This window comes from Micromonospora sp. NPDC004704, from assembly GCF_053601675.1.
Window position 1 is genome coordinate 74,019 of the sequence record NZ_JBSGCD010000021.1, and the last position, 26,677, is coordinate 100,695.

The following is a 26,677-nucleotide window of genomic DNA, read 5'->3' on the forward strand; positions in this document are numbered from 1 at the left end:
CGGTGTGCCTGGGCAACCGCCCGTCGCATCGGGACAAACGGCCGGTGAGCCTGCCCGGTTACGGGCCGTTCGGTCGCAGTATCACGATGAGTGATCGGTGGTGCCGCGTCTGAGTATCCCGGATGCACCGGACTCACGGCTGGAACCCGTCCGGGAGCAGGCGGGCCAGGGCCCGTACGGCGCGGTACTGGAGGGCCTTGATCGCGCCCTCGTTCTTGCCCATCGTCTGCGCCGTCTCCGCCACGGAGAAGCCCTGCAGGAACCGGAGCACGATGCATTCCTGCTGCTCGGGGTTGAGTTGTTTCACCGCGCCGAGCAGCGCCATGTTGGTGATGTGCTCGACGACCGCGGCCTCCGGGCTCCCTTCCGGACCCCGATCCTCACGATCCGCATCTAACACATCACCCGTAGTAACTTCGAGTCGGTACCGGCCGGACTTGAAGTGGTCGGCGACCAGGTTCCGGGCGATCGTCACGAGCCAGGCACCGAGATCGCGCCCCTGCCAGGTGAAGCTGCCGATGCGTTTGAGTGCGCGCAGGAAGGTGTCCGAGGTCAGGTCCTCGGCCAACTGCCGGTTGCCGACCCGGAAGTAGACGAACCGGAAGACGGTGTCCACGTACCGGTCGTAGATCAGACCGAACGCCTCGGACTCGCCCTGCTGGGCCCGCTCGATCAGCTTCCACACCTCGGTCGCCGGATCCGAGGGATCCGGGCGGTCCGGGTAGCCGGTCGGTGGCGGTGCCGCCGGCCCGGGTGCCGGGTCGACGGCCGGGACGACCGGCAGGATGGCGGTCTCGGTCTCCGGTGCGTCCGGCCGGGGTCCCGTCTGTCCGGGGCCGGGTTGGGCCGGCATCGGGGGTCGGGTCGGGCTGGTCACCCGACCGCTGATCGGGCGCGCGTTGCTCCCCGGCGGGGTGTGCCGCGACGGCGTCTCGTTCGGATGCGGTCGGTTCCGGATCCGTTTGGGACTGCCCTCGCCGCGTACGGCCAGGCTCCGCATGTCGTCCATGGAGATCCGCAGCATGCTGAGGCCCTGGTTCAGGGCCGCGCGGGCGGATTGAACCTCGCGGCGACGTGCGGCGTCCGCGTATCCGTAAGTGCTCACAGGCCCTCCCCGAGCCGGTACGCCAGCGGGGCCGGTCGCCACGATCTCGCGGCCACGATGCCGCGAACCCGGCCTGGACCGGCACGATCCACCAGACCGAGGGCAGACTGCCCCGGTTGGCGGCACGCATCCATGAGGTGCTGGTGCAGTGCAGTTACAGGCACGGCGGCCTCCTCGGGCTGAGGGGTGTCGACTCACAGCAAAAGGGGTGAGCCAACCCGAGTGATGATAGGGCCAACGTCACCCACGCGTGGCGAGTCCGTTACACAGAGCCAAAGTATTTCCCAGATTTGCCCAACTGGGGCGGACGATTTGTGCGTTGTCGGATCCTCGACAGTCGGGTCATCCGGCCCGTGAGCTGCAAAAACACCGCAACACGCCGAGGAGCGGCACGGTTTGGCGTGCCGCCGGCATAAGTGCTAACGGTGACGGTCGGTCCCGCTCGTGATATTTCCACGCCGGGACACGGTCTCGTGGACGGTACCGTGAGCCACCGGGGAAGTCGAGAGGCAGTCGGACGTCGATGCGCGGGAGCGGTCCGGGCCGGTCCTGTGCCAGACTGCTGCGATCCACGCCGGACCTGGGAGAACGCATGGCGAGCGAGCCGAGACTGACCCTGATCACCCGTCCCGGGTGTCATCTGTGCGAGGTGGCCAAGGAGGCGATCGACCGGGTGGCGGCCAGCACCGGCACCGGTTGGGTCGAGGTCGACATCACCGCCGACCTCGAACTCGAACGCGAGTACGGCGACCGCGTACCGGTGATCCTGCTCGACGGCAAGGAACACGGCTACTGGCGGGTGGAGGAACCCCGCCTCCTCCAGGCCCTGACCCGGACCTCCTAGCCCGCCCTCCGTTCCGCGGTCGGCGGGGCGGGCTCGGCGGGGTGGGTGCGTGGCGGCCGAGTTATTGTGCTGCGATGGGAACGGCTCGTAGGCACCTGGTTTGGGACTGGAACGGGACGCTGCTCAACGACCTCAGCCTGGTTGTCGCGTCGACCAACGTGGTGTTCGCCAGCGTCGGTGGACCGGTGGTCACGGCCGAGGAGCACCGGCTCGGGTTCCGGCGCCCGATCTCCGAGTACTACGCCGACGTACTGGGCCGGGCGGTGGACACCGACGCGTTCGGCTCACTCGACAAGGTCTTTCACGACGCGTACCGGACCGGGTTGACCACCTGCGAGCTGGCCGAGGACGCCACCACCGCCATGCGGTCCTGGACCGGCACCCAGTCGCTGCTGTCCATGTGGTTCCACGACGAGCTGGTCCCCGCCGTCGAGACGTACGGCCTGACCGCGATGTTCAACCGGATCGACGGTCTGCGGGGCACCGTCGGCGGCGACCACAAGGCCGACCACCTCGCGCGTCACCTGGACGAACTCGGCATCGACGGCTCGTCGGTGGTGCTCATCGGCGACTCCATCGACGACGCTGACGCCGCCGACTCGGTCGGCGCCGCGAGCGTCCTCTATACCGGCGGCTTCACCGACCCGGCCCGCCTGCGCGCCTCCGGCCGCCCCGTAGCCGACACCCTCACCGAAGCAGTAACCCTCGCCCTCACCCTCCCCACCCGGTAACCCCGTAACCCCCTTCCCTGCGTCGATCTTGCACTTTGGGTCGTTCACGTATGCCCCCAAAGAGGGACATGGCGGGAACCACAACTGCAAGATCGACGGCGGGCGGGGGGTGGGACGGGGGGTGGGGTTAGCCGCGGAGGTAGGTGAGGACGGCCAGGACTCGGCGGTGTTGTTCCTCGTCGGGGGGTAGGCGGAGTTTGGTGAAGATGTTCCGGACGTGTTTCTCCACGGCGCCGTCGCTGACGACGAGGGCGCGGGCGATGGCGGTGTTGGAGCGGCCCTCGGCCATCAGGCCGAGCACCTCGCGCTCGCGTGGGGTCAACTCGCGCAGCGGGTCGTCGCGGCGACGGCGGACCAGCAGTTGTCCGACCACCTCGGGGTCCAGGACGGTGCCACCGGCGGCGACCCGGCGGAGCGCGTCGAGGAACTCGTCGATCGCCGCCACCCGGTCCTTGAGCAGGTAGCCGATCCCGCCGCCGGCACCCGGTCCGGGATTGACCGTGGCGAGCAGGTCGTCGGCGTACGAGACCTCGACGTACTGGGAGAGGACCAGGATCGGGGCGCGGGGGACCAGCCGGCGGGCTTCCACCGCCGCCCGGAGACCCTCGTCGGTGTGGCTCGGCGGCATCCGTACGTCGACGATCGAGACGTCGGGCAGGTGGGCGACCACCGCCTCGACCAGGGCGGTGCCGTCTCCCACCGCGGCGACCACCTCGTGGCCGTGTTCGGTCAGCAGGCGGGCCAGCCCCTCGCGGAGCAGGAACGCGTCGTCGGCGATCACTACACGCATGGCTCGGTTGTCTACCACGTTGTCGTCGGTCACGGCGTCACCGGCTCTGCTCGGGATGATCGTTTCGCTCAGTACGGGAGATCGGTGCGGGAGTTCGGTCGGCGGGCTCAGCACGGGAGCTCGGCGCGGATCTCGGTCGGGCCGCCGGTCGGGCTGATCACGGTCAGAGTGCCGCCGGTGGCGCGTACGCGGTCGGCGATGCCGGCCAGCCCGTGCCCCTTGGAGAGGTGGGCGCCGCCCTCGCCGTCGTCGATCACCGCGATGTGCAGTTGACGGTCGGCGCGGGTGACGGTGAGCCAGCACTCGGTGGCCCGGCTGTGCTTGGCGACGTTGGTCAGGGCTTCGGCCACCACGAAGTAGGCGGCGTTCTCGACCGCCGGGTCGAGTCGGCCGGTGGGCGTACCGAGCTGCGGGTCGACGGTGAGCTCGACCGGGATCAGCCCCCGACCGGCGAGCGCGGCGAGGGCGCTGGGCAGGCCCCGGTCGACCAGGATCGGCGGGGCGATGCCACGGGAGAGCGCCCGCAGCTCGGCGAGGGTGTCCCGGGTCTGGGTCAGTGCCTCGTCGAGGGTGCGTCGGGCCGCCTCCGGGTCGGTGGCGAGTTGGTGCTGGGCGCGGCTGATGTCCATGGCGAGCCGGACCAGGCGTTGCTGGGGGCCGTCGTGGATGTCGCGTTCGAGTCGGCGCAGGGCGCTGGCCTCGGCGGAGACGGCGGCCCGCTTCTGTTCCTCCAGCACGGTGATCCGGTTGCGCATCTCGGCGACCCCGGTGAGCAGGGCCCGGCCGAAGCTGGCCTGGAGCAGTGCGCAGCCGCGGACCACGATCGGGAGGGTGATCAGGAAGAAGATGCCGAAGGCGCTGTTCAGCCCGATCCGGGCGCCGGCCGAGTCGCCGAGGCCGAGGAGCTCGTTCAGCCCCTCGTTTCCGTCGCCCTGCGGCAGGGTCCAGTCGTACGCCCAGTAGAAGGAGCCGCCGATGGCGCCGGCCCACCAGGCGACGGTGACGACGAAGGTGGCCGCCGCCACGATCAGCTTGACGCAGCCGTGCGCCAGGTCGAGCCAGGACTGGCCGTCGGTGATCGGTACGAAGATCCGCCGCCAGGCGTTCGCCTCGGGCTCGGGGGCCCGGTACTGCGGCCGGATCCGGGGCTGGTGCAGTACGGCGGGCAGGCGTCGCCGTTCGAGGTCGGCCCAGGCGCGGGCGAGGTAGAGCGTGCCGGCGAGGATCGGAAGTCCGATCACGGTCACCATCAGGCCCACGCCGAGAGCCAGGCCGATGATCAACAAGATGAAACTGGCCAGCGCGAGTGGGAATCCGAGCAGCACGTACGCCGAGTCGACGCCGAGTTGGCGCAGAATCGTGGACGGGGCCGGTTCGGCGTTGGCGGTGACGGTGGTCATGTCCTCCACGCTAGGCAACCGGACGACCGGTCCATATCCCGTCGGCCTGCCTATTTCCGGTAGGGCTGGCCTCACCTGCGCCGGTCCTCGCGGCCCACGATAGCTGGTCGAGTTGGCGAGAATAGTCGGAATTGAGCCATAATCGATATGGCGGAACCGTACCCCCCTGAAGCCGATCTTGTGAATGGAGTTCCTGGTGAACCCGTGTCGCGTGGCTTCAAGATCGCGATTTGTGCACGTCTTCACAAGCGCCTACTCTGTTACTCCGACGAGCCCTGCTAGCACAGCCGGTCACAGCGGTCGCAAGCGGGAGCCCTGTAATGGCCCGCCACTCCGGCTGGTCGAGGATCGCACCGCACGGAGTCACATGAGTCAGCACCGCCCCGCAGGCGCGTCCGGGCGCGCCGGTGCCGTTCCGGCGCTTCCGGATCTCCCTGAGGCGACGGTCGCCCGGCTCCCCGAATACCTGCGTGCACTGCACAATCTCGCCGAAGCCGGTGACGACACGGTCTCCAGCGAGGGACTGGCAGCCGCCGCCGGGGTGAACTCGGCCAAGCTCCGCAAGGATCTCTCGCACCTCGGCTCGTACGGCACGCGGGGGGTCGGTTACGACGTCGCCCTCCTGATCGACCAGATCGAGTACGTCCTCGGCCTCACCCAACGCCGCGCGGTAGCGCTGGTCGGCGTGGGTAATCTCGGTCACGCGCTGGCCGGTTACGCCGGCTTCGCCAGCCGTGGTTTCCGGATCGCCGCCCTCTTCGACGCGGACCCGGCCCGGGTGGGCGAGGAGATCAACGGGCTGACCGTCCGGCACATCGACGACCTGCCGCTGACCGCCGCCGAGGAGGCGATCGCGATCGGGGTGATCGCCACCCCCGCCTCCGCCGCGCAGCGCGTCGCCGACCTGCTGGTGGCCGCCGGTGTGACCAGCATCCTCAACTTCGCGCCCTGCGTGCTCGGGGTGCCGGAGGGGGTGGACGTGCGCAAGGTCGACCTCGCGATCGAGTTGCAGATCCTCTCCTTCCACGAACACCGCAAGGCATCCTTGACCGCGTTGCCCGGCGGCCGGGCCGAGACCGATCCGGATCTCGCCGCCACCGGGACCGAGGACGTCACCGTCACCGTCAGCGGCACCGGCACCAAGGAACCCGCCCCGCCGGGCCGTCCCCGCTCGAACCGTACGGAGGTGGTCGGCTCGTGAACCTGCTCGTCGTCGGCGCGTCCTACCGCACCGCCCCGGTCGCCACGCTGGAGCGGCTCTCGGTCAGCACGGCCGACCTGCCCCGGATCCTCGACCGGCTGCTCGCCCAGACCTACATCGGCGAGGCCGTGGTGGTTTCGACCTGCAACCGGGTCGAGATCTACGCCGCGGTCTCCGGTTTCCACGGCGGTCTCGGCGACGTCTGCGCGGTGCTCGCCGCCGAGGCGGGCTGCTCGCCCGCGGACCTGGCCAACCACCTCTACGTCCACTACGACGAGGCCGCGGTCGAGCACGTGTTCCGGGTCGCCACCGGGCTGGACTCGATGGTCGTCGGCGAGGCGCAGATCCTGGGACAGCTCCGGGACGCCTACCACGTGGCGACCGAGGCGGACGCGACCGGCCGGCAGTTGCACGAGTTGATGCAGCAGGCGCTGCGGGTCGGCAAGCGGGCCCATGCCGAGACCGGCATCGACCAGGCGGGCCAGAGCGTGGTCACCGCCGGGCTGGAGATCGCCGCCAACCGGTTCGGCGGATCGCTGTCCGACCGCCCGGCACTGGTGATCGGTGCGGGCGCGATGGGCGCCCTGGCCGTGGCGACGCTGACCCGGCTCGGGCTCGGGTCGATCGCGGTCACCAACCGGGGCGCGGACCGGGCGTCGCGGCTGGCCGAGGCGTACGGCGCGACCGCCGTAGCCTTCGACGATCTTACCGTAGCCCTGTCCACTGTGGACATCGTAGTCACCGCCACAGCGGCGATCGAGCCGGTGCTCACCCGAGAGACGGTGGCCGCCGCACTGGCCCGACGGGCCGCGAACGGGTCCGCCACCCCGCTGGTCCTGCTCGACCTCGCCGTACCCCGGGATGTCGACGCGGCCGTGGCCGAGCTGCCCGGCGTACTCGTGGTCGACATCGACCGGCTCGCGGCCGACCTCGCCGACGGACCGGTCGCCACCGACGCCGCCGCGGTCGCCGACATCGTCACCAGCGAGGTGGCCGCCTTCCTCACCTGGCTGCGCGGCGCCGAGGTGGTGCCCACCGTGGCCGCCCTGCGCGCCCGCGCCGACGAGGTGGTCACCGCCGAGCTGCGCCGGCTCGCCCAGCGCCGCCCCGACCTCACCGACGAACAGCGGGCCGACGTCGCGCACACCGTGCACCGGGTGGTGCAACGGCTGCTGCACTCGCCGACCGTACGGGTCCGCCAGCTCGCCGCCGAGCCCGGCGGCGACCAGTACACCGCGCTGTTGCGTGAGCTCTTCGACCTCGAGGTGCCGAACACCTCGCCGGTCGAGGCCGTTCCCGACATCGCCCCCAGGGTGTCGCTGCCCGCTCCGGGAGGAGACCGATGACCGCGCTACGTCTGGGCACCCGGGGCAGCGCCCTGGCCATGGCCCAGTCCGGCATGATCGCCGACGCGGTCCGGGCCGCCACCGGCCGGGAGGTCGAACTGGTCGAGGTGGTCACCGCCGGCGACCGGTCCTCCGCCCCGGTGCAGCGGCTCGGCGTCGGGGTCTTCGTCTCGGCGCTGCGCGACGCGCTGCTCGCCCGGGAGATCGACTTCGCCGTGCACTCGTACAAGGACCTGCCCACCGCGCCCGCGGACGGCCTGCACATCGCGGCCGTACCGGAGCGGGAGGATCCCCGCGACGCGCTGGTCGCCCGGGACGGGCGCACCCTGGCCGAGCTGCCGCCCGGCGCGACCATCGGCACCGGCGCGCTGCGCCGGATCGCCCAGCTGCACGCACTCGGACTCCAGTTCGAGATCACCCCGATCCGCGGCAACGTCGACACCCGCGTCAAGCGCGTGCTCGGCCCGGACGCGGACCTTGACGCGGTGGTGCTCGCCCGAGCCGGACTGAGCCGGCTCGGCCGTACCGCCGAGATCACCGAGACGCTCGATCCGATGCTGATGTTGCCCGCGCCCGCCCAGGGTGCTCTCGCGGTCGAGTGCCGCGGCGACGATCAGGAGCTGATCGATCTGCTCGCCCTGCTCGACCACGCACCGACCCGGGCCGCGATCACCGCGGAACGCGCGTTGCTGGCCACCCTGGAGGCCGGCTGTAGCGCACCGGTCGCCGCATTCGCGGAACTCGCCGAGGGCGACGACGGCGATGAGATCTACCTGCGCGGGGCGGTGATCAGTCCGGACGGGGCCCGTGACCTCCGGCTGTCCCGCACCGGTACGCCCGCCGACGCTGAGGAGATCGGTAAGGCGCTCGCCGCCGAACTCCTCGACCGCGGCGCCGACTCGATCCTCGGTACGCCTTCGCACCCCGGCGCGAGGACCCAGCATTTTGGAGCACAGCCATGATCCGCACCCGTAAGCCCGCAGGCCACATCGCGTTCGTCGGGGCAGGCCCCGGCGACCCCGGCCTGCTGACCCGCCGGGCGCACGACGCGCTGGTCGAGGCGGACCAGGTCATCTTCGACCGGGGCGTCCCCGAGTCGCTGCTCGATGTCCTGCGCGCCGAGGCCAAGGAGGACGCCCAGTTCAGCCCGGCGGAGGGCGCCCCCGGCGACGTCGCCAAGGTACTGATCTCCGCGGCCCGTTCCGGGCTGTCCGCGGTGCACCTCGTCGCAGGTGACCCGTTCGGCCACGACTCCGTGGTCAAGGAGGTGCAGGCGGTCGTCCGTACCGCGGTGCACTTCGAGGTGGTACCGGGCATCGGCCAGGCCGAGGGCGTGGCCAGCTACGCCGGGGTCCCGCTGCCGGGCGTACGCACCGCCGCCGACGTCGACGACGTCACCGCGCTGGACTTCGAGGCGCTCGCCGCCGCGGTCAACCGGGGTTCGCTCGCGCTCGCCGTGGACGCCGGTGACCTCGCCGCCGTCCGGGACGGACTGCTCGCGGTCGGCGTCGACGGCACCACCCCGGTCGGGGTGACCGGTGACGGCACCGGCGAGACGCAGTACACCACCACCTCGACCGTGGACAGCTTCGTCGCCGCCGCGCTCGGTTTCACCGGCCGGGTCGTCCTCACCCTGGGCGCCGGGGTCAGCCAGCGGGACAAGCTGAGCTGGTGGGAGAACCGCCCGCTGTACGGCTGGAAGGTGCTGGTCCCGCGCACCAAGGAGCAGGCCGGCGTGATGAGCGCCCGGCTGCGCGCGTACGGGGCGATCCCGTGCGAGGTGCCGACGATCGCGGTCGAGCCGCCCCGTACCCCGGCCCAGATGGAGCGGGCGGTCAAGGGCCTGGTCGACGGCAGGTACGCCTGGGTGATCTTCACCTCGGTCAACGCCGTACGCGCGGTCTGGGAGAAGTTCGCCGAGCACGGCCTGGACGCCCGCCACTTCGGCGGCGTCAAGATCGCCTGTATCGGCGAGGCCACCGCCGACGCGGTCCGCGCCTTCGGCATCCAGCCCGAGCTGGTGCCGGCCGGGGACCAGTCCTCGGAGGGCCTGCTGGCCGAGTTCTCCCCGCACGACGAGATCCTCGACCCGGTCGGCCGGGTGCTGCTGCCGCGCGCCGACATCGCGACCGAGACCCTCGCCGCCGGGCTGACCGAGCGGGGCTGGGAGGTCGACGACGTCACCGCCTACCGGACCGTACGGGCGGCCCCGCCGCCGGCCGAGATCCGGGACGCGATCAAGTCGGGCGGGTTCGACGCGGTCCTGTTCACGTCCTCGTCGACAGTGCGCAATTTAGTGGGTATCGCGGGCAAGCCGCACCCTCGTACGGTTGTTGCAGTGATCGGACCGAAGACGGCCGAGACGGCAACCGAGTTTGGCCTGCGGGTGGACGCCCAGCCGACCAACGCCTCGGTGCCCGACCTCGTCGAGGCGCTCGCCTCATACGCCGTCGAACTGCGCGAGAAGCTGGCGGCGATGCCGGCCAAGCAGCGCCGTGGCTCGAAGGTGCAGGGGCCGACCGCGTTGCGGTTCCGCTGACCGACCGAGGAACGGTCGGGGCGACCAGTCGGGTCGCGCCGACCGGGTAGTACAGGAGGGCTCATGTCGTACCCCGACATCCGACCGCGACGGTTGCGGCGTACCCCGGCGATCCGCCGGCTGGTGACCGAGACCCGGGTGGCGCCCGCCGAGCTGGTGCTGCCGATGTTCGTCAAGGAAGGGCTGGCCGAACCCCGGCCGATCGCGACCCTGCCGGGGGTGGTGCAACACTCCCGCGACTCGCTGCGCAAGGCGGCGGTCGAGGCGGTCCGGGCCGGGGTCGGCGGCATCATGCTGTTCGGCGTGCCGGCCACCCGGGACGAGCGGGGCTCCGGCGGGACCGACCCGGACGGCATCCTCAACGTGGCGCTACGGGACCTCACCGCCGAGCTGGGCGACAGCACGGTGCTGATGAGCGACCTGTGCCTGGACGAGTTCACTTCGCACGGGCACTGCGGCGTGCTCGCCCCGGACGGCAGCGTGGACAACGACGCGACCCTGGCCGCGTACGCCGAGATGGCCGTGGTCCAGGCTGCCTCCGGCGCGCAGATGGTCGGGCCGTCCGGGATGATGGACGGCCAGGTCGGTGTGGTCCGCAGGGCTCTGGACGCGGCCGGCTACCAGGACACCTCGGTCCTGGCGTACGCGGTGAAGTACGCCTCGGCGTTCTTCGGCCCGTTCCGGGACGCGGTCGAGTCCGCGTTGCAGGGCGACCGGAAGAGCTACCAGCAGGATCCGGCGAACCTGCGGGAGTCCCTGCGCGAGGTGCAGCTCGACATCGCCGAGGGCGCCGATCTGGTGATGGTGAAGCCGGCGGGGCCCTACCTCGACGTGCTGGCCGCGGTCCGCGACTCGGTGGACGTGCCGGTCGCCGCCTACCAGGTCTCCGGCGAGTACGCGATGGTCGAGGCCGCCGCGGCGAACGGTTGGATCGACCGGGAGCGGGCGATCATGGAATCGCTCACCTCGATCCGCCGGGCCGGGGCGCAGGTCATCCTCACGTACTGGGCCGTCGAGGCGGCCAAGATGCTGCGCGAGAGTTACTGACCCGGACGGGGCCGACCGGGGTCCGGCGCTACGGCGTGCCGGACCCGGAGGTGTCGATCCGGTGCACCAGCTCGGCGACGTTCACCCCGTACTCGCACCAGTCCCGTTCGGCCCGGAAACCCAGCTCGGCGTTGACCTTGATCATCGGCTCGTTGGCCTGGGCGTTCCAGGTCTGCACCTCGGCCAGGTCCGGCTCGGCCGTACGCAGCTCGAACAGCATCCGGGCCTTGATCGCCCGGTCGATGCCGTAACCGCGGTGGTCCTGGACCACGATGGTGTCGTACTGGTCCGCCCGGGTCGGGTGCTGGGCCGGCACCACCACCTCGGTCAGACCGGCCACCTCGCCACTGCTCTCGTGCACCGCGAGCACGATGTACGGCTTCATGCCCCGGCGGTGCAGGCAGCTCAAGCTGTCCTTCAGTCGCTGCGGGTCATAGGAACTCGGGCGCAGGTCCAGGTCGCCGTCGTCGATGTCGCGGATCTCGGCCTTGGCCCGCGCGTACGCGACGAGCATGTCGTCCGGCGGCCCACCCGGGTAGAACTCCAGCCGGTAGCCGCTGCCGATGCCCCGGGCCATCTCCTCCAGCGTCACCCAGTCCACCGTGGACAGGGGCAGCACACTGCGGGTCTCGACGTACTCCCGAGCGAAGCCGAGCGCCTCGAAGAAGTGGATCGCCGGGGTGTCCCCGATGACCTCGACCCCGATCGAGGAGAAGCCCTCCTGATAGGTCCGGCGGGCGGCCTTGGCCAGCAGTTCCCGTCCCAGCCCCCGCCGACGGGCGTCCGGGTGCACGAGTACGTCGATCACGCCGATGTCGCCGAGCAGCAGGACGTGAATGTGACCCATGATCCGACCGGAAGTGCCGTCGGCGGCCGGTTCCTCCTGGGCGATCCAGGAAATCCGCCGCTCGCCCGGCATCACCTCGGCGAGATACTCCCGCAAGGAGCTGTTCCGCCATTGAGGATCTGCCGGAAGGTCCGCCGCGAAGGCCGCGTTGACAGTGTCCAGCAACGACTCGATCTCGGCGGACGACGCGGTCCTCGGATCCCACTCGCGCACCATCACCAGTACAGCTTGCCGCTAACCGCAGTCTGGCGAAAGTGGCCAATTCTTCAATGTACGTGGACCATTACGCTACGTCTAGACTACGCCCGGCTGCTGGCACCGTACTCGTTGGCCTTGTTGAACACGTCCTGAGCGTAAACCTGCAGGTTGTTGTAGGAAAGGATGGCATTCCACCAGTCCTCGGGCACGGAGAGATTCCGGGTCCCCTTGCACAGATAGTTACCGGCCGCGAGGGCTGCGTCATCCAGGTCCTGCGGGTTCTTCACCCCGTCGTTGTCCGCGTCGACGCCGTTTTCCTGCCACGTGGTGGGGATGAACTGCATCGGCCCGACCGCCCGGTCGTACGTGACGTCGCCGTCGAGTGCGCCGCGATCGGTGTCCATGATCCGCATTCGGTTCCCCTGGCCGTCCAGTGGTTCGCCGATGATCTTTGGTGTGGACGCTCCGTTCGCGTCGAGCTGGGCGCCGTTCGCGGTCCCGTGTCTCGACTCGACATATCCGATCGCGGCCAATGTGGTCCAGGTGAGCTTGCACCCCGGCTTGGTCTGGGCGAGTACGAGTTCCGCGTAGCCGTACGCCTGCATCGCCATCGGGGCCACCCCGGTCTTCGCGGAGGCCTGCTGGGCCCAACTCGTGAGGACCTCCGCCGGTCGGGCGGTCGGTGGCAACGCGCCCGGCAGGCCGTTGGTCGGCAGTGGGGTGACCGGCAGGCCGCCGCCGTCGGTGGGGGCGACCGAGCCGTCCGGCCCGAGCGTCGGTGTGGCGAGGTCGGGGTTGGGGCCACCGCCGGCGCCGGCACGGGACGGCGGCACGTGCGAGGTGGCCGGGATCAGCACTCCACCGGCCAGCCCGGCCGCCGCGATCAGCGCCAGGATGAAGAGGGCGGGGAGGACGAGCCGTCCGCTCCCCCCGGTGGACCAGGACCGGACCGCGCGGGTGGTCGCGGCGGGGATCTGGCGGGGCGGTGGGAACCGGCGTACGGCGTGCGCGAACGGCACCCGGATCCGTCGGCCGCGGCCGGTGGCGCCCGCCGGGATGGCGTCGCCGGTGGCACCGTCCGGGCTCGGCGTGCTCGTGCCCGACTCGGTAGCGGTCTTCGTTCCCGGCTCACCGGCTGCCGCCCCGGTCTTGGCGTCCTTGGCGTCGGCGCTGTCGTCGGCCTTCGGATTCGGGCTCTCGTCGGCCTTCGGCTCGGCGCTCCCGCTCCCGGCCGGCTTTCCGTCCTCCGGTGCGGCGCCTTCCGGCGCGGCGGCGGCCTTCGGGGCGGCCTGCTCGGGCTCGGCCTGCTCCGCGTCGGCGCGTCCGGCGTCGACCGCTGGGGTCGCCGGGGTGTCGTTCGGCAACCGAGCGCCGGCCTCGCCGGCTGCCGGCTTCGCGTCGGGAGTGGCGGCATCGGCCGGCTTCGCGGCGGCGGGTGCCGCGCGGACCGGATCCGGTGCCGCGCCCGAACTCGCGAGCGGTCCGTCGAGCAGTGGTACGGCCGGTCGCAGCGGCCGAGCCGCCGGACTGTCCGCGCCGTCCGTCACCCGTTCATCCCGGTCCGCCACGCGTCGAGTATTACCCATCCACCGAAAATCGTCAGGTGCGGTCGTACCCTGTTGCCATGCCCCGGTATGAGTTCCGCTGCCGCGCCTGCGGTGACACGTTCGAGATGAATCGACCGATGGCCGAGGCGTCCGCGCCCGCAGCCTGCCCACAGGGCCACGACGACACGGTGAAGCTGCTCTCCGCGGTGTCGGTCACCGGTCGCGGCGGATCGGCGACGGGTGGCTCGATGGGGGCCGGTCCGTCCGGCGGCGGTGGCGGTTGCTGCGGCGGCGCGTGCGGTTGTTGAGCGGTTCTCCCCGCTGCTCGCCCGCTCCGCGTCCTGTCGTAACTGTGCATAATGCCCGAAGTGCCGCGAACGTCTAAATTGCTCAAGGAGCAGAGATTTAGGCGTTCCTCCATGGTCACGTAGCGGGTTGGCACTTGGGGCGGTCACGCCCCGTCCGTTCCTACGATGCGCTGTGACGTCGAAATGCGGCAGCATGAACGCGACTTCCAGGGGGCGGAGGTTCCACGCATGTCGGTACGGATCCACCTGCCGAGTGGGCTGGTGACTTTCATGTTCACCGACATCGAGGGCTCAACCCGGTTGGCCCAGATGCTCGGTTCGGGCTATCGCCCGGTGCTCAGTGAGCACCGACGGCTGCTCCGCTCCACCCTGGCCGCGAGCGACGGCACGGAGCTGTTCACCGAGGGCGACTCGTTTTTCATCGCGTTCGCCGACGCGGCAGCCGCACTGGACGCCTGCCTGACCGCGCAACGCGCGCTGGCCAGCCACGAATGGCCCACCCCCGAGGCCACCCCGAGGGTCCGGATGGGGCTGCACACCGGACACGCCGAGCCGCTCGCCGGCGAGTACGCCAGCGCCGAGGTGCACCGGGCCGCTCGGATCGCCGCCGCCGCCCACGGCGGGCAGGTGCTCTGCTCCGGCGCCACCGCCCGGCACGCGGCACCGCTGCCGCCCGGCGCCTCGCTGCTCGACCTGGGACTGCACCGGCTGCGCGGCTTCGACGACCGGGAACGCCTCTTCCAGCTGGTCGCACCCGGGCTGGAGCGCCAGTTCCCCCGGCCGCGTACCGCGGATGCCGTACCGCACAACCTGCCGACCCAGGTCACCTCGTTCGTCGGCCGCCGGGCGGAACGTACCGAGCTGGACCGCCTGGTCAACGAGCACCGGCTGGTCACCGTGGTCGGGGCCGGTGGGGCGGGCAAGACCCGACTCGCGGTCGAGGTGGCCGGGGCGGACGTGGAGACGTACCCCGACGGGATCTGGTTCGTCGACATCGCCGCGGTGACGGATCCGGGCCTGGTCGCCTTCGCCATCGCCGCGGTGCTCGGGTTGCGGCCCGAGCCCGGCCGGCCCATGTCGGAAACCCTGGTCGAGTACGCCGCGTCGCGGCGGATGCTGCTCCTGCTCGACACCTGTGACGCCCAGCCGGCCGCCTGCGCCGAGGTCATCGCCCGGCTGCTGACCGGCGGCAGCGGCGTACGGGTGCTGGTGACGAGCCGGGAGTCGCTGGGCCTGCCGGGTGAGGTGGTGTGGCGGATCCCGCCGCTCTCCGTGGAACCGGGACCGGGCGGTGGCCCGAGCGACGCCATCGCCCTGCTGCTGGACCGCACCGTGGCCGCCCGTGGCGGGCGACGTTCCAGCCCCGCCGAGTCGGCCGACCTGGAACGGGTGGTGGCCCGGTTGGACGGGCTCCCGCTGGCGATCGAGCTGGCCGCCGCCCGGCTGCGGGTGCTCTCGGCCAGTCAGCTCGCCGGCCGCCTGGACGACGTGCTCGGCGCGTTGGACGCCGGGCGGGACGAACCGGAGCAGCCGAGCGAGGCCGCGCCCCGGTGGATCGCCAACCAGCACGACACCGTCGACCTGGCCGCCGCCGCCCTGGACGTGCCCCCGGTCGCCGCCGCCCGGGCCGCCCAACGCTCGGCGACCCAGCGACACGTCACCATGCAGGCGACCGTCACCTGGTCGTACCGGACGCTCGGGCCCCGCGCCGCGCGGCTGCTGCGCTGGCTCGCGGTCTTCTCCGGCCCGGTCGACCTGGCCACGGTGGAGTGGCTGCTGGACGACGATCCGCTCGACCCGCTCTCGGTGCTCGCCGACAAGTCGATGATCCAGGTCGAGCCGAACGTCTCCGGCAGCACCTACCGGATGCTCGACCCGATCCGCGCCTACGCCGCCCGCCGGCTGGTCGACGCCGGTGAGGAGCAGAGCGCCCGGGACCGGCACGTCGCCTGGTCGCTGCACGCGCTGGAACGGGCGTACCTCGGGCCGGACGACCGGCCGGTCACCCTCTCGCTGTACGCGCTCGACCCGCTGGCCGACGAGATGCGTGCCGCGCTGCGGTGGACCGCGACCGGGGGCAGCGCCCGCGAGGGACTGCGGCTGGCCGGCGGGCTCGACCAGTGGTGGCGCGAACGGGGGCTGGCCCGGGAGGGACGGCTCTGGCTGTTCCGGCTCTACGGTCGGATCGCCGAGACCGGCGAGCGGATTCCCGAGGCGGAGCTGGCTGCGGCGTACCACATGCACTCGCTGCACGCCGGGGCGGACGGCGAGTTCGCCGAGGAGCTGCGCTTCTCGCAGCGGGCCGAGTCGGCCGCCCGGCAGGCCGGTGACGCCGGCCTCCAGGCCCGGGTGCTGGCGGGCAGGGCCGCGCCGCTGATCGACATGGGACAACTCGTCGAGGCCGAGCGGGTGTGCCGCGAGGTGATCGCCTGGGCGCACCAGAACGACGTCTCCGGTGACGCGTTGTTCGCCGTCTACAGCCTGGCCGAACTGCTCTGGCGGCGCTGCGCCCTGGACGAGGCCGCGGAGTTGCTCGGCGCCGCCCGGCCGGTGGAGGCGGCCCGCCCGACCGAGCGGGCCCGGAGGTCGGTCGACATGCTGCTCGGCATGGTGGCGCTGTCCCGTGGTGACCTGGTCGCCGCGCACGACCACCTGGTGGTGGCGCTCCGGTCCCGGATGGGGCACGGATTCCACGGCCGCGCCTGCGACACCATCAACGCGATCGCGGTGCGCTGCGCGTGGGGCGGTGACCCGATCACCGCCGCCCGTCTGTTCGGGGCGGCCCAGGCGACCCGGTCCGCGATGCGCAGCACGGCCGGCATGTTCGGCCAGTACTGGCTGGAGGAGCAGGCCGGGCTGCGGGGGGTGCTGGGCGACGTGGCGTTCGACGCGGCCTACGCGGAGGGGGCCGAGTTGACGTTGGAGGAGGCGGCGGCGGTGGCCCTCGCGGTCGACCATCCCGACCTGGCCGCCGGATCGATCCGGTTCTCCGGCGTCGAGCAGGCGGCCCAGCGGTCGAGGGCCGGGCGCGGCTTGGTCCAGACCGATCCGGCGCGCGAGGCCCTCGACCGCCGTGAGCATCCCGGTTCCTGACGGGCCGGTCCGCCCCGCCCGGCCGGGCTCACGGGGTGAGCCCGGCCGACCGGTGAACCCTGCTCGGTGGACGAAAACGCTTCTCAGTGGACGAGCGCGGCGGCCCGTTCCGCGTCGGACTTCATCTTGGCCGCCCGGTCCAGGTCGGCCTGGCTCACGGCGACCTTGCCGAAGACCTTGACCGCCTGGTAGTAGGTCCACGCCAGGCTGATGCAGGCCGGGCGTACGACCGAGTTGTACGTGGCGCAGGAGCGCTTCAGGTCCTCGTAGAACGCGCTGTCCAGTCGGGACTTGTTGGCCGGGAACTGGCCGATCGCCTTGAAGTTGCGGTATCCGAAGTCGTGCCGGTAGCAGGAAAGCTCGAAGTTGAACCCGAGGGGGTTGTCCGGGCTCGACGAGCAGTAGTCGGTGGACCAGTCGAAGTTGTATTCGGCCCAGGGGGCCCGGTTGGTCCGGGCGGCGTTCCAGTTGCCGTAGCTGCCGGCGCTGGTCTGGGTCCAACTTGTCAGGACGGAGAGCTTCTGGGCGGGCGTCACCGCGGCTGCGGGCGAGGCGACGCCGAGTACGCCGAGCAGGGCAAACGCTGCGGCGGCGAGCATTGTGGTCAACCGACGGGGCATGGGGGATACCTCCGGGACGAGTGACGCCCCTGGTGGGGGCATCGGGGGGAACGGGGGTTTGTTACCGGTGGGTACCGGGTCCGTACAGTCTCGGTGAATCGCCGGACGTCGATCTCGATCTAGCGTGAATATTTGTCGACATGCGTCGAAACAGGCGAATGTGTGGGGGCTGCCGTCACCGGGGCGCCGCGCCGGTTGACGCCGTGCCGATGCCCGTGCCGGCCGCCCGTGCGGTCCCGGCCGGACGTACCCGCTATGTTGTGGGCGTGCAGCAGAGTGTGGCGATCGGGCCGGGCCCGCGGTGATCCATTTCCCCGCCGTCCGGCAGGGCCCGTTACGTGCCCTCAGCCTGCGACTTCTCGCCGCGATCGGCCTGGTGCTGATCATCGTCTTCGTGGTCTACCTGGACCGGGACGGCTACCGGGACGTCAACGAGGACAGCCTCACCCTGCTCGACTCCGCCTACTACGCGGTGGTCACCCTCTCGACCACCGGCTACGGCGACATCACCCCGACCTCGCCCTCGGCCCGGTTGGTGAACGTCCTGATCATCACCCCGGCCCGGGTGCTGTTCCTGATCATCCTGGTCGGCACGACGCTGGAAGTCCTGACCGAGCAGTACCGCACCAACCTCCGCATGACGCGGTGGAGGAAAACTGTGAAAGACCACGTCATCATCTGCGGTTACGGCACCAAGGGCCGCAGTGCCATCAGCGCCCTGCTGGAAACCGACTACGACAAGTCGAAGATCGTCGTGGTCGAGCGGAGCGCGACCGCCGTGCGGCAGGCCACCGCGGCCGGACTGGTCGCCATCGAGGGCTCGGCCACCCGGTCCTCGGTGCTCAACGAGGCACACGTCAAGAACGCCAAGGCGGTGATCATCGCGACCGACAGCGACGACGCGTCGGTCCTGGTCGCGCTCACCGTACGGCAGCTCACCGCAGGGCAGGTACGGATCATCGCGGCCGTACGGGAGGCCGAGAACGCGCCGCTGCTGAAGCAGAGCGGTGCGCACCACGTGATCGTCTCGTCGGCCACCGCCGGCCGCCTGCTCGGGCTCTCCACCTCCGCCCCGCCGCTGATCGACGTGGTCGAGGACCTGCTCACTCCGGGCCAGGGCATGGCGTTGGCGATGCGCTCGGCCGAGCGGCACGAGGTCGGCACCTCGCCCCGCGAGGTCGAGGCGCTGGTCATCGCGCTGATCCGGCGCGGCAAGGTGGTATCCGTGGTGGAGCCGGCCGGGGTACGGATCGAGACCGGGGACATGCTGGTCTACGTACGCGACGACCGGACGTCCACGTCCTCGTCCACGGCCTGACCACTCAGACTGACCGCACCACCTCGACGGGCCCCACGGTTTTCCGTGAGGCCCGTCGACGTCTGTCGGTGCTGAACTACATGATGGTCCAGGTGTCACCGCTGTTGAGCAGGCCGGCGAGCTGCTGCTCCGGCGTCTCGCTGTTGCCCGCCACGGCGGTCGCGACCTGCTCCTGCACGATGCTGTCGTAGGACGGCCGGGACACCTTCCGGAGCACCCCGATCGGGGTGTTGCGCAGGTCGAACCCGGGCAGCCGGGAGAGCGCGAACGCGTACGCCGGCTCGGTCACCCCGCTGTCGTGTACCACGATGTCCTCGGGGCGTACGGCGGCGGTTTCGCGTACCTCCAGGCCGAAGCCGCCCGGCGTCTGTACGACGCAGAACTGCCCCTGCGAGCCGAACGTGATCGGCTGCCCGTGCTCCAGCCGGATCAGGTAGTCGTCGCGCGTACCCGGCTCCTTGAGCTGGTCGAACGCGCCGTCGTTGAAGATGTTGCAGTTCTGGTAGATCTCCACGAACGCCGACCCCTGGTGCTCGGCCGCGGCCCGGAGCACCGACTGGAGGTGCTTGCGGTCGGAGTCGATGGTGCGGGCGACGAAGGTCGCCTCCGCGCCCAGCGCCAGCGACAGCGGGTTGAACGGCGAGTCCGCCGAGCCGACCGGGGTCGACTTGGTGATCTTGCCGACCTCCGAGGTGGGAGAGTACTGACCCTTGGTCAGGCCGTAGATCCGGTTGTTGAACAGCAGGATCTTCAGGTTGACGTTGCGGCGCAGCGCGTGGATCAGGTGGTTCCCGCCGATCGAGAGGGCGTCGCCGTCACCGGTGACCACCCAGACCGACAGGTCCGGCCGGGAGACCGACAGGCCGGTCGCGATCGCCGGGGCCCGCCCGTGGATCGAGTGCATCCCGTACGTGTTCATGTAGTACGGGAAGCGCGACGAGCAGCCGATGCCGGAGACGAACACGGTCCGCTCGCGCGGGATCTGCAACTCCGGCATGAACTGCTGGATCGCGGCCAGGATCGCGTAGTCACCGCAGCCGGGGCACCAGCGCACCTCCTGGTCGGACTTGAAGTCCTTGGCGGTGAGCTTGAGGGCGAGGGGCTCAGGCATTCTTCACTACCTCTTCCAGCATGGACTCCAGCTCGGCGGCGGTGAACGGCAGCCCCCGGACCTGGTTGTAGCTGATCGCGTCGACGAGGAACCGGGCCCGGATCACGTGCGCGAGCTGGCCGAGGTTCATCTCCGGGATGACCACCCGGTCGTACGCCTTCAGCACCTCGCCGAGGTTGGCCGGCATCGGCGACAGGTGGCGCAGGTGCGCCTGGGCCACCGAGAGCCCCTTCTGTCGCAGCGCGCGGCAGGCCGCGCCGATCGGGCCGTAGGTGGAACCCCAGCCGAGGACGAGCACCCGGGCGTCCCCGTCCGGATCCTCCACCTCGAGGTCCGGCACCGGGATGGCCTCGATCCGGGCCGCCCGGGTACGGACCATGAAGTCGTGGTTCGCCGGGTCGTACGAGATGTCACCGGTCTTGTCGGCCTTTTCCAGACCGCCAATCCGGTGTTCCAGACCAGCCGTGCCGGGGATCGCCCACGGTCGGGCCAGCGTCACCGGGTCGCGCAGGTACGGCAGGAACGTGGTGCCGTCCTCGCCGTTGGGCTCGGTCGCGAACTCGACCTGGAGGTCGGGCAGGGAGTCGACCTCGGGCAGCAGCCACGGCTCGGAGCCGTTGGCGACGTAGTTGTCCGAGAGCAGGATCACCGGCGTGCGGTACGTCAACGCGATCCTGGCCGCCTCGATCGCGGCGTGGAAGCAGTCCGACGGGGACCTCGGGGCGATCACAGCGACCGGTGCCTCGCCGTGCCGGCCGTACAGCGCCATGTTCAGGTCGGCCTGCTCGGTCTTGGTCGGCATACCGGTCGACGGACCGGCCCGCTGCACGTCGACGATGACCAGCGGCAGTTCCAGCGCCACCGCGAGCGAGATCGTCTCGCCCTTGAGGGCGACACCGGGGCCGCTGGTGGTGGTCACGCCGAGGGCGCCGCCGTACGACGCGCCCAGGGCCGCGCCGATCGCCGCGATCTCGTCCTCGGCCTGCACCGTCGTCACGCCGAACCGCTTGTGCTTGCTCAGCTCGTGCAGGATGTCCGAGGCCGGGGTGATCGGGTAGGCACCGAGGAAGACCGGCAGTTTCGCCCGTACGCCGGCGGCGACCAGGCCGAGCGAGAGCGCCGCGTTACCGGTGATGTTGCGGTACGTGCCGGGGCTCATCTTGGCCGGCTTGACCTCGTACCGGACGCCGAAGTCCTCGGTGGTCTCGCCGAAGTTCCAGCCGGCCTTGAAGGCGGCGGTGTTCGCCGCGATCAGCTCGGGGCGCTTGGCGAACTTGCGTTCGAGGAACCGGATCGTGGACGCGTACGGCCGGGAGTACATCCAGGAGAGCAGGCCGAGGGCGAACATGTTCTTGGCCCGCTCGGCGTCCTTCTTGGCGACGTTCAGCTCGGCGAGCGCCCCGATGGTCATCGAGGTCAGCGCGACCGGGTGCAGCGCGTAGCCGTCCAGGGAGCCGTCTTCGAGGGGGCTGACCGCGTAACCGACCTTGGCCAGGTTGCGCTTGGTGAACTCGTCGGTGTTGACGATGATGTCCGCGCCGCGGGGCAGGTCGGTGAGGTTCGCCTTGAGTGCCGCCGGGTTCATCGCGACCAGGACGTTCGGCGCGTCACCCGGGGTGAGGATGTCGTAGTCGGCGAAGTGCACCTGGAAGCTGGACACGCCGGGCAGGGTGCCGGCGGGTGCCCGGATCTCGGCCGGGAAGTTCGGCAGGGTCGAGATGTCGTTGCCGAGCTGCGCGGTTTCCGAGGTGAAGCGGTCGCCGGTGAGCTGCATCCCGTCGCCGGAGTCGCCGGCGAACCGGATCACCACCCGATCCAGTTGACGGACCTGCTTGGTCACGTGACCTCCTGTCGCCGGCGGCGGTTCGTACGCCAAATGGTCTGTCCCCGCCTGTCTCTCAACCGAGAGCCTACGTCGGACCCTTAGGTAAACCTTCCCCCAGGTCCGTCGGATGGGAAGGGCAAGAAAGCGCATTTGCCGGTATTTGCCGGGTGAAACTCGATCGACGTAACCCAGATCACTGGGGTTCGGGTCCGGTTCCCGATCCATCATCGCCCGAAGCCGGTGGCCGATGCCGCTGATTGCCCGGCCGCGGAACAAGTCCGCACGATCGCGATATCCGCCCCGGTCAGGGGGTGTGCCGCCGCAGCGTCACGGCCGCGAGGGTCAGCGCCAGCACCACCAGCAGGCCGGAGACCACGATCAGTCCGATCGCGGTCCGCTGGGTGCCGGTCAGCCCGTCGTCCGGGCGTGAGACCGGTCGCACCACCGGGAGCAGCCCCTGGGAGCCGGCCGGCGCCGCGCCGGCCGCCGTCGAGGTGGAACTGGCCGCGACCGCGTTGATCCGGAAGCTCATCTGCATCCGGCTGGTCCGGCCGTGCGCCGGGGTGAGGGTGCCGATGGCGGCGCCGGACAGGGGTGCCGTCCGCTGGGCGTCCGCCGTGGCGTTGACCGGCAGCCGGACCGTGGCGGTCTGTCCGGCCCGGATCGGTCCGAGGTCGCAGGCGACCCGTCGCGGCCCGGTGCCGTTCGGGTCGGGGCTGGCCGGATCGGTGCCGGTCGGCGCCGGAGCGCTCGGCGAGGGGTCGGTGGAGCGGCACCCGGCCGGCGGGGTGGGCACGGTGACGCCGGCCGGCAGCACGACCTCGGCGGTGCCCGCCGCGTCGGCCGTACCGGTGTTGCCGAGCCGGACCGACAGCGTCGTCGGCCCCCCGGTCACGTCGAAGTTGACCTCGTCGGCGCCGAGCGTCAGCCCGGCCGACGGTGGGCCGGGTGGGAAGAGCACCGCGAACCCCTCGTCGTCGGTGACCGCGGCCAGCGTCGGCCGGGCCGGGTCGGTGGCGCTGACCTGCACCGAGCCGTCCAGCGGCATCTGCTGCCAGGCGTCGGCCGCGACCGAGACCCGGATCCGGGCGGTGAACCGGGCACCCGCCGCGGCGGTCCAGGCGCCGCACCGGTACGTCCCGGCTCCGGCGGCCGAACAGCCCTGGGTGCCGGCGTCGGTGACGCCCGCGGGCAGCGTGTACCGCATTCGGACGTGCTGCGGGACGTCACCGGTGTTCGCCACGGTGACGAGCAGGTCGGCGGTGGTGCTCCGGGCGCCCCAGTAGGCGCTGGTGAGGTTGATGTCGCCGGTGGTCACGGTGACGCCGAGGCGGGGCTGGCCCGGTTGTGGCCGGGGCCTCGGCGGGGCATTCGACGGTGTCGGGGTGGTCGGGACGGGGCCGGGGCCGCCGGTCACGGGAGGATCGTCCGGCGGGGGCGGCTCGGTCGGCACGACCGTTGTCGGCACGTCGGTCGGTATCTCGGTGGTCGGCACCGAGGTGGGCGTGGGCGACGGTTGCTCGGTCTCCGGGGGCTGGCTCGGCTCCGGGTCTTCCGGGGTGGTCCCTCCGCCGCCGGGCTCCTCCGATTCGGGCACCATTCGCGTGCCGGCGGCGGCTGCCCGACCCGGTTCGGCAGCCGTGAGCGCGGCGAGTCCTCCGGCGGTGAGCACGACGAGCGCGGCGAGGGCCAGGGCGGCGCCCGTCACCACCCCGCGACCGGCGCGGTCGCCGACCCGGCCGAGGGTGTGCGGGTACGCGCGAGTACGTGGTCCGAACTCGACGCCTGCCATCCAGCCCTCCGGTGGTTCCCCCGCTTGGTGAGTTCATTATTCGGCGCGGCCGGGCCGGGTACGGCGACTCCACACGGAACAAATCCGTAACGGGCGGGTGTCGGCGTCAGCATTTGTTGACGACTCGAGGCTCGTCAACGTATGTTGACGGCAAGGATGAGGAGGTGCCGTCATGCCACTGGTCGCAGAACAGTCCGACGACGACCCCCGACGGGCCCTGCGCGCCGCCGGGGAACTGCGCCGCAGCGCCGAGCGGGCCGAGGCGCTACAGGTACGGCGGGCCCGCAACGCCGGCCTGAACTGGCCCCAGATCGCCCTCGCACTCGGCGTCACCCACCGGGAGGTCCGCCGCAGGTACGGCAGCCGCTACCGCCTGCTGGGCGCCGGTCGGCCCTGACCGACTCCCCGTACCGGTAGGCTCCCGCCCATGAGCGGCTACCTCGGCTCGTACGCGACGCTCGGGCTCCTGTTGCTCGCCAGCGTCCTGGTCTTCGTCGGCGCGTTCTCGGCGAACCGGGTGCTCCGCCCGGCCCACCCGGCCGACCCGCCCGGCAAGCGGGCCACCTACGAGAGCGGGGTCGACCCGGTCGGCAGCGGCTGGGCCCAGGTCCAGATCCGCTACTACGTCTACGCCTACCTCTACGTGCTCTTCGCGGTGGAGGCGGTGTTCCTCTTCCCCTGGGCGGTCGTGTTCGACCGGCCCGGGTTCGGCCTGGTCACCGTCGTCGAGATGGCGATCTTCGTGGCCGTACTGGCCCTGGGCATCCTCTACGCCTGGCGCAAGAACATCCTCCGCTGGTCCGACTGAGGGTCAGGAAGGGCGGGGCGCTCAGGCCAGGCCGCGTCGGGAGAGCGCGGGCGGGCGGTCGCCCCGGATCGAGGCGACCATGTCGAGGGCCCGCCGGGTCTGGCGTACCTGGTGCGCCCGGAAGACCCGGGCACCCAACCAGGCGGAGACGGTGGTCGCCGCGAGGGTGCCCTCCAGTCGCTCGTCGACCGGTACGTCCAGCGTCTCGCCGACGAAATCCTTGTTCGACAGGGCCACCAGCACCGGCCAGCCGGTCGCGGTCAGCTCGTCGAGCCGACGGGTGATCTCCAACGAGTGCCGGGTGTTCTTGCCGAAGTCGTGCGCCGGGTCGATCAGGATCCCGTCGGGGCGTACCCCGAGGGCGACCGCGCGTTCGGCGAGGCCGGTCACCGTCGACACGACGTCGGCCACCACGTCGTCGAAGGCCGCCCGGTGCGGCCGGGTACGCGGACTGAGCCCGCCTGCGTGCGAGCAGACCAGGCCCGTACCGGTCTCGGCGGCCACCTGGGCCAGTGCCGGGTCGGCACCCGACCAGGTGTCGTTGAGCAGGTCCGCACCGGCGCCCACCGCCTCGACCGCGACCTCGGCCCGCCAGGTGTCGATCGAGATCACCACGTCCGGGAAGGCGGCCCGTACGGCGGCGATGGTGGCCACCGTACGGCGGATCTCCTCGGCCACCCCGACCTCGGCCCCGGGACCGGCCTTCACACCACCGATGTCGATGATCTGGGCTCCCTCGGCCAGCGCCCGTTCCACCGCACGCAGGGCGGCGTCCGCGGCGAAGGTCGCGCCGCGGTCGAAGAACGAGTCCGGCGTACGGTTCACGATCGCCATCACGGCCAGGTCACCGGGAGCGAAGGTCTGCGTACCCAGCCGTAACGTCCGACCCATCCGGAACCTTTCTCGAACCGACCACCGATGGTCCCGACGCTAACCGGCCGCCGGCGACGGCGGTGCGACGGGACTCCGGCGGGGTGGTGGGGTCGCCCGGCCGGGTCGGGCGTGACACGATTCTTCTATGGGTCAGTTTCTCCTCCTCCTGGTTGTGGCGTTGACCGCCGCCGCGGTCGTCTTCGGCGTGACCGTGCTGTTGACCGGCACCGATCCCGGTCTGGCGCCGGCCGAGCCGGACGGGCGCGCGGTGCCGCTGCCGGCCAGCCGTCCATTGGCGGAGTCCGATGTCAGCGACGTGCGGTTCGACACCGCGCTGCGCGGGTACCGGATGAGCCAGGTCGACCAGGCGTTCGCGCGGGCGGCCTACGACATCGGCTACAAGGACGAGCTGATCGGCGTGCTGGAGGCGGAGGTGGAGGCGTTGCGAGAGGGTCGCGGTGCGGACGCCGACGAGCTGCGCCGTGCCCGGGCGGCGGCTCTCGCGACGGCCGCCGCCGGGGCAGCGGTCGCCCAGAACGGCTCGCCGGCCCACCGGCCCGAGGTCGGGGACCCGGACGGCGTCATCCCGGCCGATTCCGGCGCCGGCGACCCGGACGCCGGCACGGGAGACTCCGCCACCGCCCCGGCGGGTTCGGGCACGGCAGACACTGCCCCGGCCCGGACCGACATCGCACCCGTACAGATCGACGCCGCCACGGCCGAGACCGACTCCGACGGTGGATCCCTCCGGGACGCGACGGAGGAGGACGCGGGGGCACGGGCGGAGAGCGCGGGCCCGGGGCTCCGGTCGGAGCGCGGGTGACCGGGTCCACCGGTCCGGAAGCCTTCGACGATGCCGTACGGCAGCCGGGCGCGGGTGAGGTCACCGCGACGGTGATCGTGCGGGCGCCCGCGGCGACGGTGTTCGCCGGTTTCACCGCCTGGGAGCGGCAGGGCGAATGGATTCCGTTCACCAAGGTCCGGGTGGTCGAGGGCGACGGTGGCGAGGGCAGCCTGATCGAGGCGGTGACCACTGTCGGCCCGGCGGTCCTGCGGGACGAGATGCGGGTGATCCGGGTGGATGCCCCGTACGAGCTGCGGGTCCTGCACTGTGGACGGTTGCTGCGCGGGCCGGGCGTGCTGCGCTGCACCCCGATGGACCGCGAGCGGACCCAGGTGGTCTGGCACGAGTGGTTCCACCTGCCCGGCGGCACGGTCGGCCGGTGGGCCTGGCCGGTGCTCTGGCCCGGCTCGAAGTTCAGCCTCGGCCAGGCGCTGAAGCGGTTCGCCCGGCTGGTCGAGAGCGGGCAGTTGCCCTGATCACGGCCCTGCCG

General features: G+C 71.4%; 23 protein-coding genes and 1 pseudogene. 14 read left to right on the plus strand and 10 right to left on the minus strand.

Translation table 11 applies throughout. The features are described from left to right. Positions 1-133: 133 nt before the first annotated feature. Positions 134-1,105 carry an ECF subfamily RNA polymerase sigma factor, BldN family gene (locus tag ACWEFB_RS25335; protein WP_442792107.1) on the minus strand — a complete coding sequence of 324 codons (972 nt, stop codon included), beginning with the start codon at positions 1,103-1,105 and terminating at the stop codon, positions 134-136. Positions 1,106-1,697: 592 nt separating this feature from the next. On the opposite strand from ACWEFB_RS25335, the gene ACWEFB_RS25340 reads away from it, so the two are divergent. Further along, positions 1,698-1,949, plus strand: coding sequence for a glutaredoxin family protein (locus ACWEFB_RS25340; RefSeq protein WP_326562384.1), 252 nt, complete (start codon positions 1,698-1,700; stop codon positions 1,947-1,949). Between the two features lie 74 nt (positions 1,950-2,023). Next, positions 2,024-2,680, plus strand: coding sequence for an HAD family hydrolase (locus ACWEFB_RS25345; RefSeq protein ID WP_452289229.1), 657 nt, complete (start codon positions 2,024-2,026; stop codon positions 2,678-2,680). A gap of 127 nt (positions 2,681-2,807) precedes the next feature. Here the strand turns inward: ACWEFB_RS25345 and ACWEFB_RS25350 are convergent, their stop codons facing one another. Continuing rightward, positions 2,808-3,470 (minus strand): response regulator transcription factor, encoded by a 663-nt coding sequence (locus ACWEFB_RS25350; protein ID WP_326562386.1) that lies wholly within the window; start codon positions 3,468-3,470, stop codon positions 2,808-2,810. Positions 3,471-3,577: 107 nt separating this feature from the next. Then, positions 3,578-4,870, minus strand: a complete 1,293-nt coding sequence (locus tag ACWEFB_RS25355; protein WP_452289232.1) for a sensor histidine kinase — start codon at positions 4,868-4,870, stop codon at positions 3,578-3,580. A 367-nt stretch (positions 4,871-5,237) separates the two neighbouring features. Between ACWEFB_RS25355 and ACWEFB_RS25360 the strand changes: the two are divergent. The 5 genes and pseudogenes from ACWEFB_RS25360 to hemB all read left to right on the plus strand — a co-directional run. Further along, positions 5,238-5,975, plus strand: a pseudogene (locus ACWEFB_RS25360) (redox-sensing transcriptional repressor Rex); the annotation flags it as partial. A 92-nt stretch (positions 5,976-6,067) separates the two neighbouring features. Beyond that, a complete protein-coding gene (locus tag ACWEFB_RS25365) occupies positions 6,068-7,417 on the plus strand; it encodes a glutamyl-tRNA reductase (RefSeq protein WP_452289234.1) in 1,350 nt (449 codons plus the stop codon). Beyond that, complete coding sequence (gene hemC / locus ACWEFB_RS25370) at positions 7,414-8,379, plus strand: hydroxymethylbilane synthase (RefSeq protein WP_326562389.1); 966 nt, start codon at positions 7,414-7,416, stop codon at positions 8,377-8,379. Before ACWEFB_RS25365 ends, hemC begins: the two co-directional genes overlap by 4 nt. Beyond that, positions 8,376-9,956 carry a uroporphyrinogen-III synthase gene (locus ACWEFB_RS25375; protein ID WP_452289236.1) on the plus strand — a complete coding sequence of 527 codons (1,581 nt, stop codon included), beginning with the start codon at positions 8,376-8,378 and terminating at the stop codon, positions 9,954-9,956. The genes hemC and ACWEFB_RS25375 overlap by 4 nt, the downstream gene beginning before the upstream one ends. A 63-nt stretch (positions 9,957-10,019) precedes the next feature. Then, positions 10,020-11,003 (plus strand): porphobilinogen synthase, encoded by a 984-nt coding sequence (gene hemB / locus ACWEFB_RS25380; RefSeq protein WP_452289238.1) that lies wholly within the window; start codon positions 10,020-10,022, stop codon positions 11,001-11,003. A gap of 28 nt (positions 11,004-11,031) precedes the next feature. On the opposite strand, the gene ACWEFB_RS25385 is transcribed toward hemB, so the two are convergent. Then, entirely contained in the window at positions 11,032-12,066 is a 1,035-nt protein-coding gene (locus ACWEFB_RS25385) for a GNAT family N-acetyltransferase (RefSeq protein ID WP_326563121.1), read from the minus strand. Between the two features lie 83 nt (positions 12,067-12,149). Continuing rightward, positions 12,150-13,616, minus strand: coding sequence for a lytic murein transglycosylase (locus ACWEFB_RS25390; RefSeq protein ID WP_452289240.1), 1,467 nt, complete (start codon positions 13,614-13,616; stop codon positions 12,150-12,152). 56 nt (positions 13,617-13,672) lie between these two features. On the opposite strand from ACWEFB_RS25390, the gene ACWEFB_RS25395 reads away from it, so the two are divergent. Beyond that, the gene (locus tag ACWEFB_RS25395) at positions 13,673-13,903 is read left to right on the plus strand and encodes an FmdB family zinc ribbon protein (protein WP_326562392.1); all 231 of its coding nucleotides are present in this window, start codon (positions 13,673-13,675) and stop codon (positions 13,901-13,903) included. Positions 13,904-14,131: 228 nt separating this feature from the next. Then, a complete protein-coding gene (locus tag ACWEFB_RS25400) occupies positions 14,132-16,996 on the plus strand; it encodes an NB-ARC domain-containing protein (RefSeq protein ID WP_452289242.1) in 2,865 nt (954 codons plus the stop codon). 83 nt (positions 16,997-17,079) lie between these two features. Here ACWEFB_RS25400 and ACWEFB_RS25405 read toward each other — a convergent pair whose 3' ends face one another. Further along, on the minus strand, positions 17,080-17,616 hold the full coding sequence (locus ACWEFB_RS25405; RefSeq protein WP_452289244.1) for a phospholipase: 537 nt from the start codon (positions 17,614-17,616) through the stop codon (positions 17,080-17,082). A gap of 301 nt (positions 17,617-17,917) precedes the next feature. Between ACWEFB_RS25405 and ACWEFB_RS25410 the strand changes: the two genes are divergently transcribed. Then, positions 17,918-18,934 carry a potassium channel family protein gene (locus ACWEFB_RS25410; protein ID WP_452289247.1) on the plus strand — a complete coding sequence of 339 codons (1,017 nt, stop codon included), beginning with the start codon at positions 17,918-17,920 and terminating at the stop codon, positions 18,932-18,934. 76 nt (positions 18,935-19,010) lie between these two features. On the opposite strand, the gene ACWEFB_RS25415 is transcribed toward ACWEFB_RS25410, so the two are convergent. The 3 genes from ACWEFB_RS25415 to ACWEFB_RS25425 form a co-directional block, all read right to left on the minus strand. Further along, complete coding sequence (locus ACWEFB_RS25415) at positions 19,011-20,045, minus strand: 2-oxoacid:ferredoxin oxidoreductase subunit beta (protein ID WP_452289249.1); 1,035 nt, start codon at positions 20,043-20,045, stop codon at positions 19,011-19,013. Continuing rightward, positions 20,038-21,885, minus strand: a complete 1,848-nt coding sequence (locus ACWEFB_RS25420) for a 2-oxoacid:acceptor oxidoreductase subunit alpha (protein ID WP_326562397.1) — start codon at positions 21,883-21,885, stop codon at positions 20,038-20,040. The genes ACWEFB_RS25415 and ACWEFB_RS25420 overlap by 8 nt, the downstream gene beginning before the upstream one ends. A gap of 289 nt (positions 21,886-22,174) precedes the next feature. Continuing rightward, a complete protein-coding gene (locus ACWEFB_RS25425; RefSeq protein ID WP_452289251.1) occupies positions 22,175-23,662 on the minus strand; it encodes a hypothetical protein in 1,488 nt (495 codons plus the stop codon). Positions 23,663-23,834: 172 nt separating this feature from the next. On the opposite strand from ACWEFB_RS25425, the gene ACWEFB_RS25430 reads away from it, so the two are divergent. Together ACWEFB_RS25430 and ndhC are read left to right on the plus strand one after the other, a co-directional pair. Further along, complete coding sequence (locus tag ACWEFB_RS25430) at positions 23,835-24,059, plus strand: hypothetical protein (protein ID WP_452289253.1); 225 nt, start codon at positions 23,835-23,837, stop codon at positions 24,057-24,059. A 30-nt stretch (positions 24,060-24,089) separates the two neighbouring features. Further along, the gene (gene ndhC, locus ACWEFB_RS25435; protein ID WP_326562400.1) at positions 24,090-24,470 is read left to right on the plus strand and encodes an NADH-quinone oxidoreductase subunit A; all 381 of its coding nucleotides are present in this window, start codon (positions 24,090-24,092) and stop codon (positions 24,468-24,470) included. A gap of 21 nt (positions 24,471-24,491) precedes the next feature. Here the strand turns inward: ndhC and folP are convergent, their stop codons facing one another. Next, positions 24,492-25,361, minus strand: a complete 870-nt coding sequence (gene folP / locus ACWEFB_RS25440) for a dihydropteroate synthase (protein WP_326562401.1) — start codon at positions 25,359-25,361, stop codon at positions 24,492-24,494. A 127-nt stretch (positions 25,362-25,488) separates the two neighbouring features. Between folP and ACWEFB_RS25445 the strand changes: the two genes are divergently transcribed. Continuing rightward, on the plus strand, positions 25,489-26,166 hold the full coding sequence (locus ACWEFB_RS25445) for a DivIVA domain-containing protein (protein WP_452289256.1): 678 nt from the start codon (positions 25,489-25,491) through the stop codon (positions 26,164-26,166). After that, a complete protein-coding gene (locus ACWEFB_RS25450) occupies positions 26,163-26,663 on the plus strand; it encodes an SRPBCC family protein (RefSeq protein WP_326562403.1) in 501 nt (166 codons plus the stop codon). The genes ACWEFB_RS25445 and ACWEFB_RS25450 overlap by 4 nt, the downstream gene beginning before the upstream one ends. Positions 26,664-26,677: the final 14 nt, after the last annotated feature.